Source organism: Streptomyces sp. NPDC060366 (assembly GCF_042725135.1).
GTDB lineage: Bacteria > Actinomycetota > Actinomycetes > Streptomycetales > Streptomycetaceae > Streptomyces.
This window is the reverse complement of the sequence record NZ_JBHXDC010000001.1, coordinates 227,367-243,863: the sequence shown is the minus strand read 5'-3', so window position 1 is coordinate 243,863 and position 16,497 is coordinate 227,367. Positions and strand designations below refer to the sequence as shown.

Genomic DNA, 16,497 nt, shown 5'->3' with positions numbered 1-16,497 from the left:
GAGGACCAACTGCACGTAAGGGGAAGCCATGACAGCGACGACCGACGGAAGCACCGGGGCCGTGGGACCCCATGCTGCCGCGGCGAGCGAACCGTCCGACACCACTCCCGTCGCGAACGACATCGGAGAGGCCGCACGGCGTGCCACCGCACGATCCGTCGAGCATCTGCTCGGCAGGCAGGACGCCCAGGGCTGGTGGAAGGGCGACCTGGAGACCAACGTGACCATGGACGCCGAGGATCTGCTGCTCCGTCAGTTCCTCGGTGTCCAGGACGCGAGGACCACCGAGGCCGCCGGTCGCTTCATCCGGGGCCAGCAGCGGGCCGACGGGACCTGGGCCACCTTCTACGGCGGTCCCGGCGAACTCTCCGCGACCATCGAGGGATACGTCGCGCTGCGCCTCGCCGGGGACAGACCCGACGACCCGCACATGGCGCGCGCCGCCGCCTGGATCCGGGAGCACGGCGGTATCGCCGAGAGCCGGGTCTTCACCCGGATCTGGCTCGCGCTCTTCGGCTGGTGGAAATGGGACGACCTGCCCGAGGTACCGCCCGAACTGATCTTCCTGCCCAAGTGGTTTCCGCTGAACATCTACTCGTTCGGCTGCTGGGCCCGGCAGACCATCGTGCCGCTCACCATCGTCTCGGCCCTGCGGCCCGTCCGCCCCGCGCCCTTCGCGCTGGACGAGCTGCACACCGATGCGAGCCGCCCGAACCCTGCCAAACCCCTTGCCGCCGCGACCAGTTGGGACGGCATCTTCCAGCGCATCGACAAGGCGCTGCACCTCTACCACAAGGTCGCTCCGCGAGTGGTCCGCCGGACGGCGATGAACGCGGCGGCCCGCTGGATCGTCGAACGCCAGGAGAACGACGGCTGTTGGGGCGGTATCCAGCCCCCGGCCGTCTACTCGGTCATCGCCCTGCATCTGCTCGGCTACGACCTCCGGCACCCGGTCATGCGCGCCGGACTCGAATCGCTCGACCGGTTCGCCGTCTGGCGCGAGGACGGCTCGCGCATGATCGAGGCCTGCCAGTCCCCGGTCTGGGACACCTGCCTGGCCACGATCGCCCTGGCCGACGCGGGTGTGAGCCCGGACCACCCCGCGCTGGTCAAGGCGGCCGAGTGGATGCTGGACGAGCAGATCGTGCGCCCCGGTGACTGGGCCGTGCGCCGGCCGGGACTCGCCCCCGGCGGCTGGGCGTTCGAGTTCCACAACGACAACTACCCCGACATCGACGACACCGCCGAGGTCATCCTCGCCCTGCGCCGGGTCACCCACCCCGACACCGTGCGCATGGACACGGCCATCGAGCGCGGTGCGCGCTGGACGCTCGGCATGCAGTCGAGGAACGGCGCCTGGGGCGCCTTCGACGCCGACAACGTCAGCCCGTTCCCGAACCGGCTGCCGTTCTGCGACTTCGGCGAGGTCATCGACCCGCCGTCGGCCGACGTCACCGCGCACGTCGTGGAGATGCTGGCGTACGAGGGCCTGGCCCAGCACCCCGACACCCGGCGCGGCATCGAGTGGCTGCTCACCGAACAGGAGGCCGACGGCTCCTGGTTCGGCCGCTGGGGCGTCAACTACGTGTACGGGACGGGGTCCGCCGTACCGGCACTCGTCGCGGCCGGGATCCCCGCCGGCCATCCCGCGATCCGCCGCGCCGTCGGCTGGCTCGAATCCGTACAGAACGACGACGGGGGCTGGGGCGAGGACCTGCGCTCGTACCGCGAGGAGAAGTGGATCGGGCACGGCGCGTCGACCGCCTCGCAGACCGCGTGGGCGCTGCTCGCGCTGCTCGCCGCCGGACGGCGCGAGACACCTGCCGTCGAACGCGGCGTGGCCTGGCTCGCGGCGGCCCAGCGGGAGGACGGCTCCTGGGACGAGCCGTACTTCACCGGCACCGGCTTCCCGTGGGACTTCTCCATCAACTACCACCTCTACCGGCAGGTGTTCCCGCTCACCGCACTCGGCCGGTACGTCAACGGGGAGCCGCGTCTGGACCGCACGCCGGCCCGTATCGAGCGGCTGGGCGACGGCCGGACGAGGAGCGTCGGGGAGCGACGGCCGGACACCCGGGCGGACAGCCGCAAGGGGGCCTGATGGAGTCTCCCGCCGACAGCGCCGGCGGCCCGGCCGTCACCCCGCTGCTGATCGCCTGCGCGCTCGGCATCGAGCAGGTCGCCCTGCGCAGCGCGCTGCGCAGGGGGCTGACGGGCCGGGGCGACCGGAGCGACCGGAGTGGCCGGACACCCGACGCCGGTCCTGTCACCGTGCTCCGTACGGGCATGGGCCCGAAGAACGCCGAGCGTGCGACGGCGCGCGCGCTCGGGACGGACCGGAACAGGGACGCGGCCGTCATCGCGTCCGGATTCTGTGCCGGACTGGCCCCCGGCATGAACCCGGGGGACCTGATCGTCGCCGACGAGACCCGGGGACCCCACGGCTCGACGCCCTGCACGGGGACGGCGCTGCTCGTGCTGGCGCTGTCCCGGGCGCTGCCCGGACGTACGGTCCACACCGGCCCGCTCATCGGATCCGACCATGTGGTGCGCGGCCCCGAGAGGGCCGGACTGCGCGCCACGGGAGCCGTCGCCGTGGACATGGAGTCCGCCGCCACGCTCCTCAGCGCTCTGAGCGCCGGGGCCCGCCCGGTTGCCGCCGTACGGGTGGTCGTGGACGCCCCGGAGCACGAACTAGTCCGAATTGGTACGGTTCGCGGTGGAATATCGGCTTTCCGTGTCCTTCGTGCCGTCATTCCGGCTTTTCTTGAATGGCACCGTTCTTTGCTGCTCCCCAGGAGGTGAGCTAGATGGCCATGCCGCTCCGTCAGACCATCAGGGTCGGGACGTACCTCGTTGAACAGAAACTCCGCAGGCGTGACAAGTTCCCACTCATCGTCGAGCTCGAACCGCTCTTCGCCTGCAATCTCGCCTGTGAGGGCTGCGGCAAGATCCAGCACCCGGCCGGGGTCCTGAAGCAGCGCATGCCCGTGGCGCAAGCGGTGGGGGCGGTGCTCGAATCCGGGGCGCCGATGGTCTCCATCGCAGGCGGCGAGCCGCTGATGCACCCTCAGATCGACGAGATCGTCCGGCAGTTGGTGGCGAAGAAGAAGTACGTCTTCCTCTGCACCAACGCGATGCTGATGCGCAAGAAGATGGACAAGTTCACGCCGTCGCCGTACTTCGCGTTCGCCGTGCACATCGACGGCCTGCGCGACCGGCACGACGAGTCCGTCGCCAAGGAAGGGGTCTTCGACGAGGCCGTGGAGGCGATGAAGGAGGCCAAGAAGCGCGGCTTCCGGGTCACCACGAACTCCACCTTCTTCAACACCGACACCCCCCAGACCATCATCGAGGTCCTCAACTACCTCAACGACGACCTCAAGGTCGACGAGATGATGATCTCGCCCGCCTACGCCTACGAGAAGGCGCCCGACCAGGAGCACTTCCTGGGCGTCGACCAGACGCGGGAGCTTTTCAAGAAGGCGTTCTCCGGCGGCAACAGAGCCCGCTGGCGCCTGAACCACTCCCCGCTCTTCCTGGACTTCCTGGAGGGCAAGGCCGACTTCCCGTGCACGGCCTGGGCCATTCCCAACTACTCGCTCTTCGGCTGGCAGCGCCCCTGCTATCTGATGAGTGACGGGTACGTCCCGACGTACAGGGAACTGATCGAGGAGACCGACTGGGACAAGTACGGCCGGGGCAAGGACCCGCGCTGCGCCAACTGCATGGCGCACTGCGGTTACGAACCGACGGCCGTACTCGCCACCATGGGCTCCCTCAAGGAGTCCCTGCGAGCGGTTCGCGAGACGGTCTCCGGAAGCAAGTAGACCGGCGGACCGTGACGTCACGGCAACCGGAAGGACGGCGGCGCCCGTCGCCGCTGTCCTTCCGGCGCCCTGACCGGCGATCACAGCTCCGGGAGGAGAACACACGATGACGGAGTCCGGCGAGAGCGGTACGGGGCGTGGCAGTGCCCCTCGGGCGGCGGGACATCAGGAGCCGGGTGCGCGGGGCAAGGGCTTCGACCTCGCGAAGCTCCTCGCCGAACGCGGCGGCGAGCGCTACGAGTTGCACACCACCTACCTCAACCACCAACTCCCGCGCATGCTGCGGACCATCGGCTTCGACAAGGTCTACGAACGCGCAGAGGGCGCCCACTTCTGGGACGCCGAGGGCAACGACTACCTCGACATGCTCGCCGGCTTCGGTGTCATGGGCCTCGGCCGGCACCACCCCGTCGTACGCAAGGCCCTCCACGACGTCCTCGACGCCTCGCTCGCCGATCTCACCCGCTTCGACTGCCAGCCCCTGCCCGGCCTGCTCGCCGAGAAGCTGCTCGCGCACAGCCCGCACCTGGACCGGGTCTTCTTCGGCAACAGCGGTACGGAAGCCGTCGAGACCGCGCTGAAATTCGCCCGGTACACCACCGGGAAGCCCAGGATCCTCTACTGCTCCCACGCCTTCCACGGCCTGACCACCGGCTCGCTCTCGGTCAACGGCGAGGCCGGCTTCCGCGACGGATTCGCACCGCTGCTCCCCGACACCGCGCTCGCACTCGGTGATCTCGACGCGCTGGAGAGGGAGTTGAAGCGCGGCGACGTCGCCGGCTTCGTCGTCGAGCCGATCCAGGGCAAGGGCGTGTACGCTGCGCCGCCCGGCTTCCTGCGGGCGGCGCAGGAGTTGCTGCACCGGCACAAGGCGCTGCTCATCGCCGACGAGGTGCAGACGGGGCTCGGCAGGACCGGGGACTTCTACGCGTACCAGCACGAGGAAGGCGTCGAGCCGGACCTCGTCTGTGTGGCCAAGGCGCTCTCCGGCGGCTACGTGCCGGTCGGCGCCACCCTCGGCAAGGACTGGATCTTCAGGAAGGTCTACTCCTCGATGGACCGGGTGCTGGTCCACTCGGCCAGCTTCGGATCCAACGCGCAGGCGATGGCCGCGGGACTCGCCGTCCTGTCGGTGATCGAGGACGAGCGGATCGTCGCCAACGCCAGGGCGACCGGCGATCTGCTCCGGTCGCGGCTGGCGGCGCTGGTCGACCGGTACGAGTTCCTGAGCGAGGTGCGGGGCCGGGGGCTGATGATCGGTATCGAGTTCGGAAGGCCGGCCTCGATCGGACTGCGCGGCCGCTGGACGATGCTCCAGGCGGCCCGGAAGGGTCTCTTCGCGCAGATGGTCGTGGTGCCGCTCCTCCAGAAGCACCGCATCCTCACCCAGGTCTCCGGGGACGAGCTGGAAGTGATCAAGCTGATTCCGCCGCTGACCATCGGGGAAGGGGAGGTCGACCGCTTCGTGACGGCCTTCACGGCCGTCATGGACGACGCGCACAAGGGCGGCGGGCTGATGTGGGACTTCGGCAGGACACTGGTGAAGCAGGCAATCGCCAACCGTTGAACAGGCGGTTTGCCTCAGAGGCAAGAGATTTGCCTCTGAGGAAAATTCCTGGCGCAATGGAGGCATGAACAACCCAGCCGCCATCAGCGGGCACGACCCCGCGACAGAGGTCCTGCCGGACGTCGCGCCCCAGCTGCGCGAGCTGCGACGCGGCCGTGGCCTCACCCTGGAGGCCGCCGCCGCACGGGCCGGGCTCTCCCCGGCCCATCTCTCCCGGCTGGAGACCGGGCGACGCCAGCCCTCGCTGCCGATGCTGCTGGGACTCGCGCGTGTCTACGGTACGACGGTCTCCGAGCTGCTGGGCGAGGAGCCGCCCGAACGCGATCCCGTCATCCGCGCCGCTCGGGCGGAACCGGTGGAGGCCGACGGTTGGATCTACCGCCAGGCGGGCAGCTCCTCCGGCCGCGCCATGCAGCCGCTGCGGGTGACGGTGCCCTACGGGGCGCAGGGCGACCTCGTCCGCGTCCACCCGGGGGAGGAGTGGATCCATGTCCTTCATGGGCGGCTCCGGCTGGGCCTCGGGGACGCCGTCCATGTGCTCGACCGGGGCGACAGTGCCCACTTCGACTCGATGACACCGCACCGCCTGGCGGCGGCCGGCCCCGACGGCGCCGAGCTGCTGTTCGTACACACCCTGCTGACCAGCCCTACCACCGAGCTGTGCCTGCCGGGCGGGGCCCACCCCCGCTGATCCACCCCGCCGCCCGCCGCTGATCCGCCGTCAGCTTCGAACCAGACCAGAGAGGCCGACACCGTGCCCGACAACCCCGTGGACGCCGCCGCCGCGCGCGAGCCGGAGGCGACCGCCGAGACCCCCGCCAAGCCCGTCATGGACGAGGAGCGCAACTTCCCGCGCGGCCTCGCCATCCGGCTCTTCGCCTACCTCGTGGCCGGCCATGTCCTGGCCGGCTTCCTCTACCTGCTCTTCGAGGCGGGCGCGCAGGGCCGATAGGCCGACCCCGTGCCTATCCCTCGTCGACGAGACGGCTCCGCAGCCGTTCGCGCGTCTCGTCCGTCAGTCCCAGGCCGTCCGTGAGATAGCGGTCGACGCTGCCCCACGTCTCCTCCATCGTCGTGAAGGCCGTTTCGAGGTACTCGGCGCGCGCGTCGAAGAGCGGCGCCAGCAGCTCCATGACCTCCGGTGAAGTGCCACCGGGCGTCGGATCGCTGCGGCGTACCAGATACCTGCGGTGCGGATCGTTCGACTTCAGATAGTCCGTCTCGATCGCGTCCCGCTCCACGCCCACGGCGAGCAGCGACACCGCGATGGAGAGCCCGGCCCTGTCCTTGCCCGCCGCGCAGTGCATCAGGGCGGGCAGGCTCTCCTCGGCCAGGGCGTGCAGCACCCGCCGGTGCTCGGCGGTGCGGTCCAGAATGATCGAACGGTACGAAGCGGACATTCGGGCCACGCCCTTGCCGTCGGCGAGGATCGACCGGAGCTGGTCGAGATCCCCGTCGCGGACCATTTTCCAGAACTCGGTCCCGTCGGCCGGGTCGGTGAGCGGAATGTTCACATTGCGTACGCCGATGAGCTCGACGTCCAGACCGTCCAGCTTCTGGTCGGCCGCGTTGCGGAAGTCGAAGACCGTGTGCAGATCCAGTGACGTCAGGAACGCCGTGTCCTCGGCCGTGGCGTGCGCGAGGTGGCCGCTGCGGAAGAGCCGGCCGTACCGTACGCGCCGTCCGTCGGCGGTCGGCAGACCGCCCACGTCGCGGAAGTTGCGTACACCGGCCAGTTCGGGTTCGGTCGGCGGGACCGGCTGCGGCACCTCGTGCGTCACGTGAGCTCCTCCGCGTCTGCGGCCGGCGCTCGTCGCCGACGCTGTCGCGCTCCGACTTTACGACATCCGTTCCCGCCGAAATCGCTTCGCGAATGCGGCTTCTGTCCGTATTGGGGGATGGCGTCCAACGTGCCCCGGTCGCGGGGGAGATGGGCGTAGATCGTCCTCGGCTGGTGAGCCAGATCATATCCGTGACGGTGTGTGGCGGCGCCGGGAAGGGGAATTGGGGCGGCGCACGGAATTCGAAGATCCGTAATCCACGCAGGGTGACCACTCGTGGAGACCGATATTCGACATGGGATTGCCGGAGGAAAACAACGGCTTGTACGGGTCGGTCCACCCGGCTTACGGTCACCGCAATCCGAGCGGATCGCCGAATCCTGCCGCCGTTCGGAATCCGCATCCACCCAGCACTCATCCACGTGTGGCAGGAGCGGGGGACCCAGGTAGTACGCCGGTCCGGACTTCCGGACGGCTTGGGGTGAAGTCGCGTCACGGCGCGGCCGGGCATCTCCAGCCCGAACCCGACAGCTCACCTCGTAGGCGCCGGAGAGGAATCCGCCATGCCCGGAAAGGGTAAGCACCGCCGTCCGAGGACCAACCCGATCACCCGCGGATTCGTCGCCGCGGGGACGGGTGGCGCCGCCATCGCAATCCCGCTCATCGGTGCCACCGGCGCGCACGCCGCCGAGCAGGCCGCCCCGTCCGTGGCGCCGGAACGCACCGTGTCCGCCGCGCACGCCGCTCCCGCAGCGCAGACGGCCAAGCAGGCCGCCACCGCCAAGACCGTGAAGACGTACTCGGTCAAGGCTGGGGACTACCTCGCCAAGATCGCCGCGACGCAGAAGGTCGGTGGCGGCTGGCACAAGCTGTACAAGGACAACCGTGAGGCCGTCGGCGACGACCCGTCGCTGATCCACCCGGGTCTGAAGCTCACCATCGGCGCGAAGAGCAAGGCGTCCTCCGAGGGCACGGCCGAGGCCACCCCGAAGAAGAAGCCCGCCCCCGCGAAGCCCGCTCCGGCCGAGCCCGCCCCGAAGGCCGACACCACCTCGGCGAACGAGCCCGCGGCGCAGAGCAGCGGCTCCGGCTACACCGCGCCCGTCGACGGCGCGACCACCACCACCGCCTACCGCGCGGCCGGCGGCAGCTGGTCCAGCGGCTACCACACCGGTGTGGACTTCGCGGCCGCTTCGGGCACCACCGTCAAGGCGGTCGGCCCCGGCACCGTCGTCTCGGCCGGCTGGTCCGGGTCGTACGGCAACGAGGTCGTCATCAAGCACGACGACGGCCAGTACTCGCAGTACGCCCACCTGTCCTCGCTCGGCGTCTCGGCGGGCCAGACCGTCGCCGGCGGCGACCAGATCGGTCTCTCCGGTTCCACCGGCAACTCCACCGGTCCGCACCTGCACTTCGAGATCCGCACCGGCCCGAGTTACGGCTCGGACGTCGACCCGCTGGCGTACCTGCGCGAGCACGGCGTTTCCATCTGACCGGTTGGACCTCACAGGAAATGGCCGTTGGCCGGCACCCCGGGTGCCGGCCAACGGCCTTTCCCTTATTCCGGCTTGAACGAATTTTGACCGGTGGTGTTTCTCACCGGCGTCAACCCCTCCTTACGGTCGCGTAGGTCACATACGCGGGTGAAAGATGTTTCGCTGTGGCTGACGATTCGAGAAGAGAAACCAGAACTGTCTTCGGGTCGTACGCCGCCATCGGTGACAGTTTCACCGAGGGCGTCGGCGATCCCGGACCGGGCGGCGTCTATGTCGGCTGGGCGGACCGGCTCGCCGTACTGCTCGCCGACCGGACACCCGACGGGGCGGCCGTCGACGACCCGAACCACGGGTCGTTCCGGTACGCCAACCTCGCCGTACGAGGACGGCTGCTCGACCAGATCGTGGCCGAGCAGATCCCGCGCGCCAAGCAACTCGCCCCGGACCTCGTAACGTTCTGCGCCGGCGGCAACGACATCATCCGTCCGGGCAGCGACCCGGACGACGTCGCCGAACGCTTCGAACGCGCGCTGGCGGACCTGACGAGCGTGGTCGGCACGGTCATGGTCCCGACCGGGTTCGACACCCGCGGTGTGCCGGTGCTGCGCCATCTGCGCGGCAAGATAGCCACGTTCACCGCGCACGTGCGCTCCATCGCCGACCGCTACGACTGCCCGGTCCTGGACCTGTGGTCGCTCAGATCCGTCCAGGACCGCCGCGCCTGGGACGGTGACCGGCTGCATCTGTCCCCGGAGGGCCACACCCGCGTGGCCCTGCGCGCGGCGCAGGTCCTCGGCCTCGACGTCCCGGCCGACCCCGACCAGCCGTGGCCGCCCCTGCCCCCGCGCGGCACGCTGGAGGTGCGCCGCGACGACATGCAGTGGGCTCGCGAATACCTGGTCCCCTGGATCGGCCGCCGCCTCCGCGGCGAATCCTCCGGCGACCACACGGTCGCCAAACGCCCGGACCTGCTGCCGCTGATGCGTCACTGACGCGACGTCACCGCTGATGTGTCACTGACACCAGGTCACCGATGACGCGTCACCGAGTCATCGCGGCCGGTATCCGTTCCAGGACGCCGCCCGCGAAGACGTCGTACAGCGGCAGTGTCTCCAGGTGGACGTAGCCGATGTGGCAGTCGCAAGTCGTGAGCGGGCACGCGCGCGGTTTCAGGGCCGTGCGGTACGAGCCGTCGTACAGGTTGCCCAGCTCCGCCGGGACGAAGTGGCAGCGGCGGACCGTGCCTTCGCCGTCCACCGAGATCACCGATTCGCCCGTCCGGCACGGGAGACCGGCCGAGCGGTGGGGGTGGCGGCTGTACGGGAACAGGGGGTCGACCGACGTCCATTCGGTGGCCTCCGGGTCCGAATAGGTGCGGCCCTCCGCCGCGTTGACCCACAGATAGACATGCTCGGGGAGGTCCGCGCGCAGGCGGCGGGCCTGGTCGAGGTGGTCCGGGAAGCCCACGATGCCGACGCTGAAGCGGATGCCCGCGGCGCCCAGCTCACGGCACTTGGTGAGGAAGCGGTCGTACGGCGTCTGGCCCGGGTGGTACGTGCACCACAGGGCCACCTTGGCCGGGTCCGCGGACTTCAGCCAGTCCGTACGGCAGCTGAGGTTCGTCTGGATGGCGACCCGCGCGACGTGCGGGAGGTGGGACAGGTCGGTGAGCGCGCGCCGGTACCAGGATCGGGTGAGGCCCTCGCCCCACGGGGTGAAGAGGATGGACAGCCGGTCGTCGGTCCGCTCGGCGGCCCAGGCCGTGAAGCGCTGCAGCGCGGCGCGGTCCGCGCGCAGTTGGGCGGGGCTGTCACGGCGCTTGGCGAACGGGCAGTAGGGGCAGTCGTAGTCGCAGGAGGCGAGCGGGCCGCGGTAGAGGATGGTCAGGTCCACGTCTGTCTCACTTCAGTTCGTACGACGCCATGGCCGCCCGGACGGCGGGGGAGAACAGCGCCGGGCCCAGCGCGTCCGAGTGGGCCAGACCCTCGGGCGAGAGCCGCAGCAGGCCGGGCCCGGCGTCCGCGTCGAGCCAGCCGAGGTCGGCGAAACGGTCCAGCTCGGTGGGGAAGTCGTCCTCGGGACGGCCGCCGAACCGCTCGCGGTAGTCGGCCACCGCCATGCCCTCGGCCTGGAGCAGCGACTGGAGCAGATGACGCCGGCGCGCCTCGTCCGCGTCGACCGCGCGCCCCACCTCGGCGTGGGAGAAGTCCTCGGTGACCGTGTACGCGTCGATGATCGTGCGTATCTCGCGCATCCCGACCGCGTAGTCGAAGGAGTAGTGCAGCTCCGAGGTGTACGACCGCGCGCCGCAGCCGAGGCCGATCATGCCGTCGGTCTGGCACGCGTAGTCTTCCGCCCCTTCGCGCGGCGCGCCGGGCAGCCGGAACATCCGCATCGACACCTGCTCGTAGCCCTGGGCCAGGAGATGGTCCCGGCCCTGGCGGTACAGCTCCAGCCGCTGGGCGTCCCAGCCGGCCTCACTGGGATGGGCACGCCTGCCGAGCGGGGTCAACGGCCTTGCGTACAGCGGGTAGAGATACAGCTCCTCGGGCCGCCAGGCGAGCGCCGCGTCGAGCGAGAGCCGCCAGGACCGCGGCGTCTGGCCGTCGATGCCGTAGATGAGGTCGATGTTGAGGACCGGGATCCGCGCGTCCCGGATCCGGCCGAGGGCCGCCTCGACGTCGGAGCGGCGCTGCGGGCGCACCGCCGCCTTCGCCTCCTCCTCGACGAAGCTCTGCACGCCGATGCTCAGCCGTGTGGCCCCCCGGTCGGCGAGCACCGACAGCCGGTCGGCCGTCGCGGTCGACGGCGACGTCTCGACGGAGAGCGGGACGGCCCGCAGATCGGCGCCCATCCGCTTCTCGGCGATGTCGCACAGCCGCTCCAGCTCGCCGGCCGTGAGGAAGGTGGGCGTGCCACCGCCGAAGGCCGCGGCGGCGAAGCGCACCGAGTCCGCCTCCGTGCCGGTGCCGGTGCCCGTGCCCGTGCCTGGAACGGTGTTCGTGTGGAGCGCGCCGGCGACGGCCGTCGCCTGCCGGTCCAGCGCGTCCAGGTAACGGGTCGTCAGTTCGTCGGGCGCGCCGATCCGCGTGAAGAGATTGCAGAAGCCGCAGCGCACCTCGCAGAACGGAATATGCAGATAGAGCGAGAGCGCGTCCTTGCGTTCACCGGCCCACAGCGCGCTCAGCGCCGGGCGGTCGGCAAGCGGGCGGTACGCCGTCTTGTGCGGATACGCGTAGACGTAACTCTCGTACGGGCGCGGCCGGGTGAGGGTGCCGGTCGTGCTGGTCGGGTCGTTCGGGTCGGTCATGAGAGTGCCCCCGGCTCCAGGAAGAAATGGGCGTACGGCACGGTCCAGACGGACTCGTGGCCCAGGCGATGGCCGCTCCACCCGTCGTCACCGTAGGCCGTGCCGTGGTCGGAACAGACGATCGTGAAGCAGCGGCGCCGGCTGCTCGCCGCGGCGAACAGCCGCCCGATGTGCCGGTCGACGTATTCGAGCGCGGCGGCGTGCGTCTCCCGCGAGTCGCCCGCCGCGCGGGTGGCGCCGGGCAGATGGAACCAGTTCGGCTGGTGCAGCGACGGCACATTGACGAAGAGGAACAGCCGCTGACCGGCGGGCAGTTCGGCCACGACCTCCTCGGCGCGGGCCACCTGCGACTCGAACGACGTCGGCGACGCCACACCGAACTCCGGCGCCCAGTGGCTCTCCTGGAACATACCCGGCAGTACGGAACCGAGCGCGCCGCGCTTGTTGAAGAAGCCGACACCCCCGATGCACACCGTGCGGTACCCGGCGTTCGCGAGACCCGACACGAGGTCGGGCGTGTCGAAGACGAACGTCCTGTCGGCCGTGGACTCGCTCCCCTCGAACCGTGCCGCGAACAGCCGCGGATGCGGTCCCGGCGCCGCGGGCGTCGGCAGGAAACCGGCGAACATCGCTTGGTGCGACGCGTAGGTGAAGCTGCCGGGAGCGTGCCGCTCCTCCCAGCGGCCACCCGGCAGATGACGCGCGAGATTCGGCAGCCGGCCCGCCTCGGCCAGCTCGGCGGCCACATCGAAACGCAGCGTGTCGAGCGTGACCAGCAGCAGGTCGTCATGACCCACGACACGGCTCATGTCGGGCAGCCCGGCGGCAGTTCCGGTCTCAGACGTGGGCATGGTGCTCCCGCCCCGCGACATCGGTGGCGCCGGCGGCGCGGACGTCGGTCCGCGCGGTGTCCCAACGGTCTCCCGCCGACAGAGCCGCGAGCTGCGCCCCGTAGGTGTCGAGGCCCTCCGCACCGCTCCCCGGCAGTCCGGTGAGCCCCGGCAGCAGGTCACCGAAGGCGTTGATCTCGCCGACGGCGAAGCGGCGCCAGCCGGTCGCGGGCAGCAGGTCCACCCCCACGCAGTGCGTGCCCGGGAAGCAGGCCGCGGCCCGCTCGCAGATCTCCATGGCGGCGGCCCAACTCCGGCCGCCTCCCGCCGCCTCGGTCGCCTCCCGCGCCGCGTTCAGATCGCCGCGGGCCCCACCGAGATGCAGATTGGTCATGGGCGAGGAACTGGTCCGTACGACGGCGTGCGTCGCCCGGCCCGCGACGACCACCACGCGCAGATCGGCCGCCCTGCCGTGCTGCGTGGCCTTCGGTAGCCACCGCTCGACATGCAGCCCGTCCGGGGCCAGCGCGTCGACGATCGCCGCCACCTCGTGCTCGGTGGTCAGTCGCCGCACCCGCAGCGAGTTGAACAGCCGCCCGGAGGCATCGCGTTCGACCGACGTCGTCGCCCGCACCCGTCCCGGACCGGCGGTCTCGACCGCGAGCACCCCGGAGGCCGACGACCCGTGGGCGAGCTTGACGAACGCCCGGCGCATACCCGGAGCGTCCATCAGCGCGCGTACGTCGTCCCAGCCCCGCACCGCCGGGGCACGGGAACCCGAGGTCGGGGACGGAGGCACGGGAACGGAGGCCAGGTCCAGCACCTCGTGGCACAGACGCTTGTCGAAGAGCACCGCCAGCTCGTCCGGCTCGTCCAGGAGAGCGGCCCCCGCCTCCTTCACGGCGCGGCCCAACTCCCGTGCGGCGGAGGTGAACCGCTCGTGCCAGAGCGCCGTGCCCTCCACCCGGGTGGCGTCGTCCGTGCCACGGAGCAGGCGCTCCACCGCCGCGTCCTCGCCCGGCGACTCGACCCGTACGACCTCACCCGACCGGAACTCGGCTCGCCCGCCCAGCACATCGAGCCAGGCCACCTCACGCGCCGGCGGCAGGCCCGCGGCCGCGACCGCGTCCTGGAACAGCCGGACGCGGCGGTTGGCGGGATTGCCGACGACCGCGAGGACAGGCCCCGGGCGCGGCCCGGAGCTACTCGGAGACGGCGACATAACGCCACTCGTCGTCGTCGGTACCCGCGCTGTAGTCCATCGCCGACCCCAGCTCCAGCCGCACGCCGTGCGGCCCCAGAGCATCCTCGATCCGCCCGATCCAGGGCCCCGAGACGAAGTGATGCTTCAGGTCCAGCTTCTTGAGATGGGTGAGCGGCTGGCCGGCGAGGAGCGCTTCGGCTCCCGCGTCGGTGAGCACTCCCATGGACAGGGCCAGCGTCCGGAGCCCGGCGACGACCGGCGCCGAGGCCACGGCGCCCGCGATCTCGTCCTGGATCTCGCTGTTCTGGAGCCCCAGATGGCGCAGACGCGGGAACCGGCCGCCGTCGAGAAGCGCCGCCAGATCGGCGACGGTCGCGTTGCCGCCGTACTCCTCCACGCCCAGCCACAGCTCCAGATGCTCCAGCGCGGGCAGTTCGCTCGCGCCGACGGCCCGAACGACGGCCCTCGGCAGGCCGCCCGACTCGAAGCGCAGGACCCGCAGCCGGTCGTGTTTCACCGGCCGCAGCCGCAGGTCACCGTCCCTGTACGTGTCGCCGCAGCCCCGCACCCCGAACTCCTCCAGCAGCGGGAACGCCTCGATCACCGGGGTGATGTCGTTGATCCGCAGCCAGGACACCTCGCACTCCTCGCCGATCACGTCCGCCAGGAACAGCGCGCGCAGGGCGGGGAACCGCGCCGCGTCGGCGACGATCAGCTCCAGGACGGGTCTCAGCTCCGAGTACTCGCCGCACCACCAGGGCCCGATGACCAGCGCGCGCACACGCTCGGTGTCCACGACATCCGTGAACCGCCGCCACAGCCTGGTGAACGGCCACTCCTCGTCCCACCCGCAGTCCAGCCGCCACGCGACGGCGTCGGGCTCGGGCAGTGTCGCCGGCGCCGGGGACTCGTCGCGCGGAAGGGTCAGGACGGGCAGCCCGTGGAACTCCTCGATGTGGTCGATCCCGTCCGGGCCGGTCATTCGGCCACCGCCGTGTAGCGCGACTCGTCGTCCCTCGCGGACTCGCGCTCGGAGAGGTCCACGACCACCCCTGCGGGTTCCAGCGTCTCGCGGAGCCGCTTCTCCATCGGCTCGCTCAGATAGTGATGGTGCAGATCGAGCTTCTTGAGATGCGTGAGCGGCTGCCCGCCGAGCAGCGCCTCCGCGCCCTCGTCCCCGAGGGTGCCCATCGACAGGTCGAGCGTCTCCAGGCGCGCCACGACAGGCGCTCCCGCCAGCGCCGCGGCTATGTCGTCCTGGATCTCGCTGTTCCGCAGGGCCAGTGACTTCAGCGCGGGCAGCCGGGCCCCGGTGAGGAACGGATCCAGGTCCGCCACGATCGTGTTCGCCCCGTACCAGGAAACCCCCAGCCAGATGTCCAGATGCTCGAGCGCGGGCAGATCGGCCGTGCCGATGTCACGCACGACCCCGGCGTCCAGACCGCCCGTCTCGACGGTCAGCGAACGGAGCCCGTCGTGCTTGATGCCCGCCATGTTCAGCTCCTGGCCGCCGCGCACCCCGAACGAGTGGAGCTGCGGAAGGCTGTTGATCAGTGGGCCCATCGCCGTCTGGTTGATCCAGGAGATCTCGCACTCCTCGAACGTGATGTCACCGATGAACAGCGCCCGCAGCGAGGGAAGCCGGTCGCTCGCCGCGATGACGGCGGCCGTCAGGTCGTCCGGCGGGGAGTCGTACGCCTCGCTCCAGGCGCCCACGATCAGCGCGCGGACCTGTGTGGAGTCGACGGCGGCGAGGAAGCGGGCGAACGCCTCCTCCCACTCCTCCTCGCTGTCGTACGCGTCGACGCCGACACGCCAGGCCACCGACCCCGCGTCGGGGAGCTTCGCCTTCGGTTCGGCTTCGGCGTCGGGGAAGTCGAACGCGGGCAGGCCGGCCAACTCCTGCAGGTGGTTCGAAACGGTCATGGCGATTGCTCCAGACACCGGGCGTCGGCGTTGATCGGCTTGATGCTGAGAGAAGTTGTAACAGGCCCCACTGACAACTCCGTTCGGGGGGCGGAGCCGATTGTCAGACCCACCCTCTAGCGTCGTTCACAGGTCGGCGCACTCGGCGCCGCCGGTCGAGGGGAGAGCCATGTACCGGCAGGGAGACGTGCTCATCGTGCCCGTAGCTGAGGAGAGCGTGCCGTCCGGCATCACCGAGGCGCGGAGCGAGCCGAGGGACGCGCGGGGCCGCCTCGTCCTGGCACTGGGCGAGGTCACGGGCCACGCCCACGCGGTGACGGGCCCCGGCAGGCTCGTCCGGGAGACCGGCGGAGAGTTCGGGCCGATGCTGCTCCATCTGCCGGAGGGCGGCCGGGTGGTGCACGAGGAGCACGCGATGATCCCGCTGCCCAAGGGGTGGTTCCGCGTGGTGCGTCAGCGCGAGTACCTGCCGGGAGCGGTGCGCGTCGTCGCCGACTGAGGACCGATGGGCGGAACGCGCGAACGGCACGGCGGAATCGCAGGGCAGGACAGG

Annotated in this window: 16 protein-coding genes and 1 riboswitch; of the genes, 9 read left to right on the top strand and 7 right to left on the bottom strand. The window is 70.7% G+C overall.

Annotation, left to right across the window (positions count from 1 at the left end):
• Window positions 1-28 precede the first annotated feature (28 nt).
• The 6 genes from shc (at window position 29) to ACFWHU_RS00950 (ending at window position 6,349) form a co-directional block, all read left to right on the top strand.
• Complete coding sequence (gene shc, locus ACFWHU_RS00975) at window positions 29-2,101, top strand: squalene--hopene cyclase (RefSeq protein WP_387222960.1); 2,073 nt, start codon at window positions 29-31, stop codon at window positions 2,099-2,101.
• Window positions 2,101-2,805: a 1-hydroxy-2-methyl-2-butenyl 4-diphosphate reductase gene (locus tag ACFWHU_RS00970; RefSeq protein ID WP_387222958.1), complete on the top strand. Its 705-nt coding sequence runs from the start codon at window positions 2,101-2,103 to the stop codon at window positions 2,803-2,805. The genes shc and ACFWHU_RS00970 overlap by 1 nt, the downstream gene beginning before the upstream one ends.
• A 5-nt stretch (window positions 2,806-2,810) precedes the next feature.
• The gene (gene hpnH, locus ACFWHU_RS00965; RefSeq protein ID WP_387222956.1) at window positions 2,811-3,830 is read left to right on the top strand and encodes an adenosyl-hopene transferase HpnH; all 1,020 of its coding nucleotides are present in this window, start codon (window positions 2,811-2,813) and stop codon (window positions 3,828-3,830) included.
• A gap of 106 nt (window positions 3,831-3,936) precedes the next feature.
• On the top strand, window positions 3,937-5,397 hold the full coding sequence (locus ACFWHU_RS00960; RefSeq protein WP_385793142.1) for an aspartate aminotransferase family protein: 1,461 nt from the start codon (window positions 3,937-3,939) through the stop codon (window positions 5,395-5,397).
• Window positions 5,398-5,461: 64 nt separating this feature from the next.
• The gene (locus ACFWHU_RS00955) at window positions 5,462-6,088 is read left to right on the top strand and encodes a helix-turn-helix domain-containing protein (RefSeq protein ID WP_387222954.1); all 627 of its coding nucleotides are present in this window, start codon (window positions 5,462-5,464) and stop codon (window positions 6,086-6,088) included.
• Between the two features lie 78 nt (window positions 6,089-6,166).
• A complete protein-coding gene (locus tag ACFWHU_RS00950; RefSeq protein WP_385793389.1) occupies window positions 6,167-6,349 on the top strand; it encodes a DUF6126 family protein in 183 nt (60 codons plus the stop codon).
• A gap of 13 nt (window positions 6,350-6,362) precedes the next feature.
• Here the strand turns inward: ACFWHU_RS00950 and ACFWHU_RS00945 are convergent, their stop codons facing one another.
• Window positions 6,363-7,166, bottom strand: a complete 804-nt coding sequence (locus ACFWHU_RS00945) for a tyrosine-protein phosphatase (protein WP_387223933.1) — start codon at window positions 7,164-7,166, stop codon at window positions 6,363-6,365.
• 413 nt (window positions 7,167-7,579) lie between these two features.
• A riboswitch (cyclic di-AMP (ydaO/yuaA leader) is annotated at window positions 7,580-7,737 on the top strand.
• 4 nt (window positions 7,738-7,741) lie between these two features.
• Between ACFWHU_RS00945 and ACFWHU_RS00940 the strand changes: the two genes are divergently transcribed.
• Both ACFWHU_RS00940 and ACFWHU_RS00935 read left to right on the top strand, forming a co-directional pair.
• Complete coding sequence (locus tag ACFWHU_RS00940; protein WP_387222952.1) at window positions 7,742-8,671, top strand: LysM peptidoglycan-binding domain-containing M23 family metallopeptidase; 930 nt, start codon at window positions 7,742-7,744, stop codon at window positions 8,669-8,671.
• A gap of 167 nt (window positions 8,672-8,838) precedes the next feature.
• Window positions 8,839-9,666, top strand: coding sequence for an SGNH/GDSL hydrolase family protein (locus tag ACFWHU_RS00935; RefSeq protein ID WP_385793148.1), 828 nt, complete (start codon window positions 8,839-8,841; stop codon window positions 9,664-9,666).
• Between the two features lie 49 nt (window positions 9,667-9,715).
• Here the strand turns inward: ACFWHU_RS00935 and ACFWHU_RS00930 are convergent, their stop codons facing one another.
• From ACFWHU_RS00930 to ACFWHU_RS00905, 6 genes are read right to left on the bottom strand one after another with little or no spacing between them, the layout of a single operon-like run.
• On the bottom strand, window positions 9,716-10,567 hold the full coding sequence (locus ACFWHU_RS00930; RefSeq protein ID WP_387222950.1) for an STM4011 family radical SAM protein: 852 nt from the start codon (window positions 10,565-10,567) through the stop codon (window positions 9,716-9,718).
• A gap of 7 nt (window positions 10,568-10,574) precedes the next feature.
• The gene (locus ACFWHU_RS00925) at window positions 10,575-11,984 is read right to left on the bottom strand and encodes an STM4012 family radical SAM protein (protein ID WP_387222947.1); all 1,410 of its coding nucleotides are present in this window, start codon (window positions 11,982-11,984) and stop codon (window positions 10,575-10,577) included.
• A complete protein-coding gene (locus ACFWHU_RS00920) occupies window positions 11,981-12,793 on the bottom strand; it encodes an STM4013/SEN3800 family hydrolase (protein WP_387223931.1) in 813 nt (270 codons plus the stop codon). Before ACFWHU_RS00920 ends, ACFWHU_RS00925 begins: the two co-directional genes overlap by 4 nt.
• Window positions 12,794-12,821: 28 nt before the next feature.
• Entirely contained in the window at window positions 12,822-14,036 is a 1,215-nt protein-coding gene (locus tag ACFWHU_RS00915) for an STM4014 family protein (protein ID WP_387222944.1), read from the bottom strand.
• Window positions 14,017-15,000 carry an STM4015 family protein gene (locus ACFWHU_RS00910; RefSeq protein WP_387222941.1) on the bottom strand — a complete coding sequence of 328 codons (984 nt, stop codon included), beginning with the start codon at window positions 14,998-15,000 and terminating at the stop codon, window positions 14,017-14,019. Before ACFWHU_RS00910 ends, ACFWHU_RS00915 begins: the two co-directional genes overlap by 20 nt.
• The gene (locus tag ACFWHU_RS00905; RefSeq protein ID WP_385793156.1) at window positions 14,997-15,944 is read right to left on the bottom strand and encodes an STM4015 family protein; all 948 of its coding nucleotides are present in this window, start codon (window positions 15,942-15,944) and stop codon (window positions 14,997-14,999) included. The genes ACFWHU_RS00910 and ACFWHU_RS00905 overlap by 4 nt, the downstream gene beginning before the upstream one ends.
• Window positions 15,945-16,113: 169 nt before the next feature.
• On the opposite strand from ACFWHU_RS00905, the gene ACFWHU_RS00900 reads away from it, so the two are divergent.
• Window positions 16,114-16,443, top strand: a complete 330-nt coding sequence (locus ACFWHU_RS00900; protein WP_078074110.1) for a hypothetical protein — start codon at window positions 16,114-16,116, stop codon at window positions 16,441-16,443.
• Window positions 16,444-16,497: the final 54 nt, after the last annotated feature.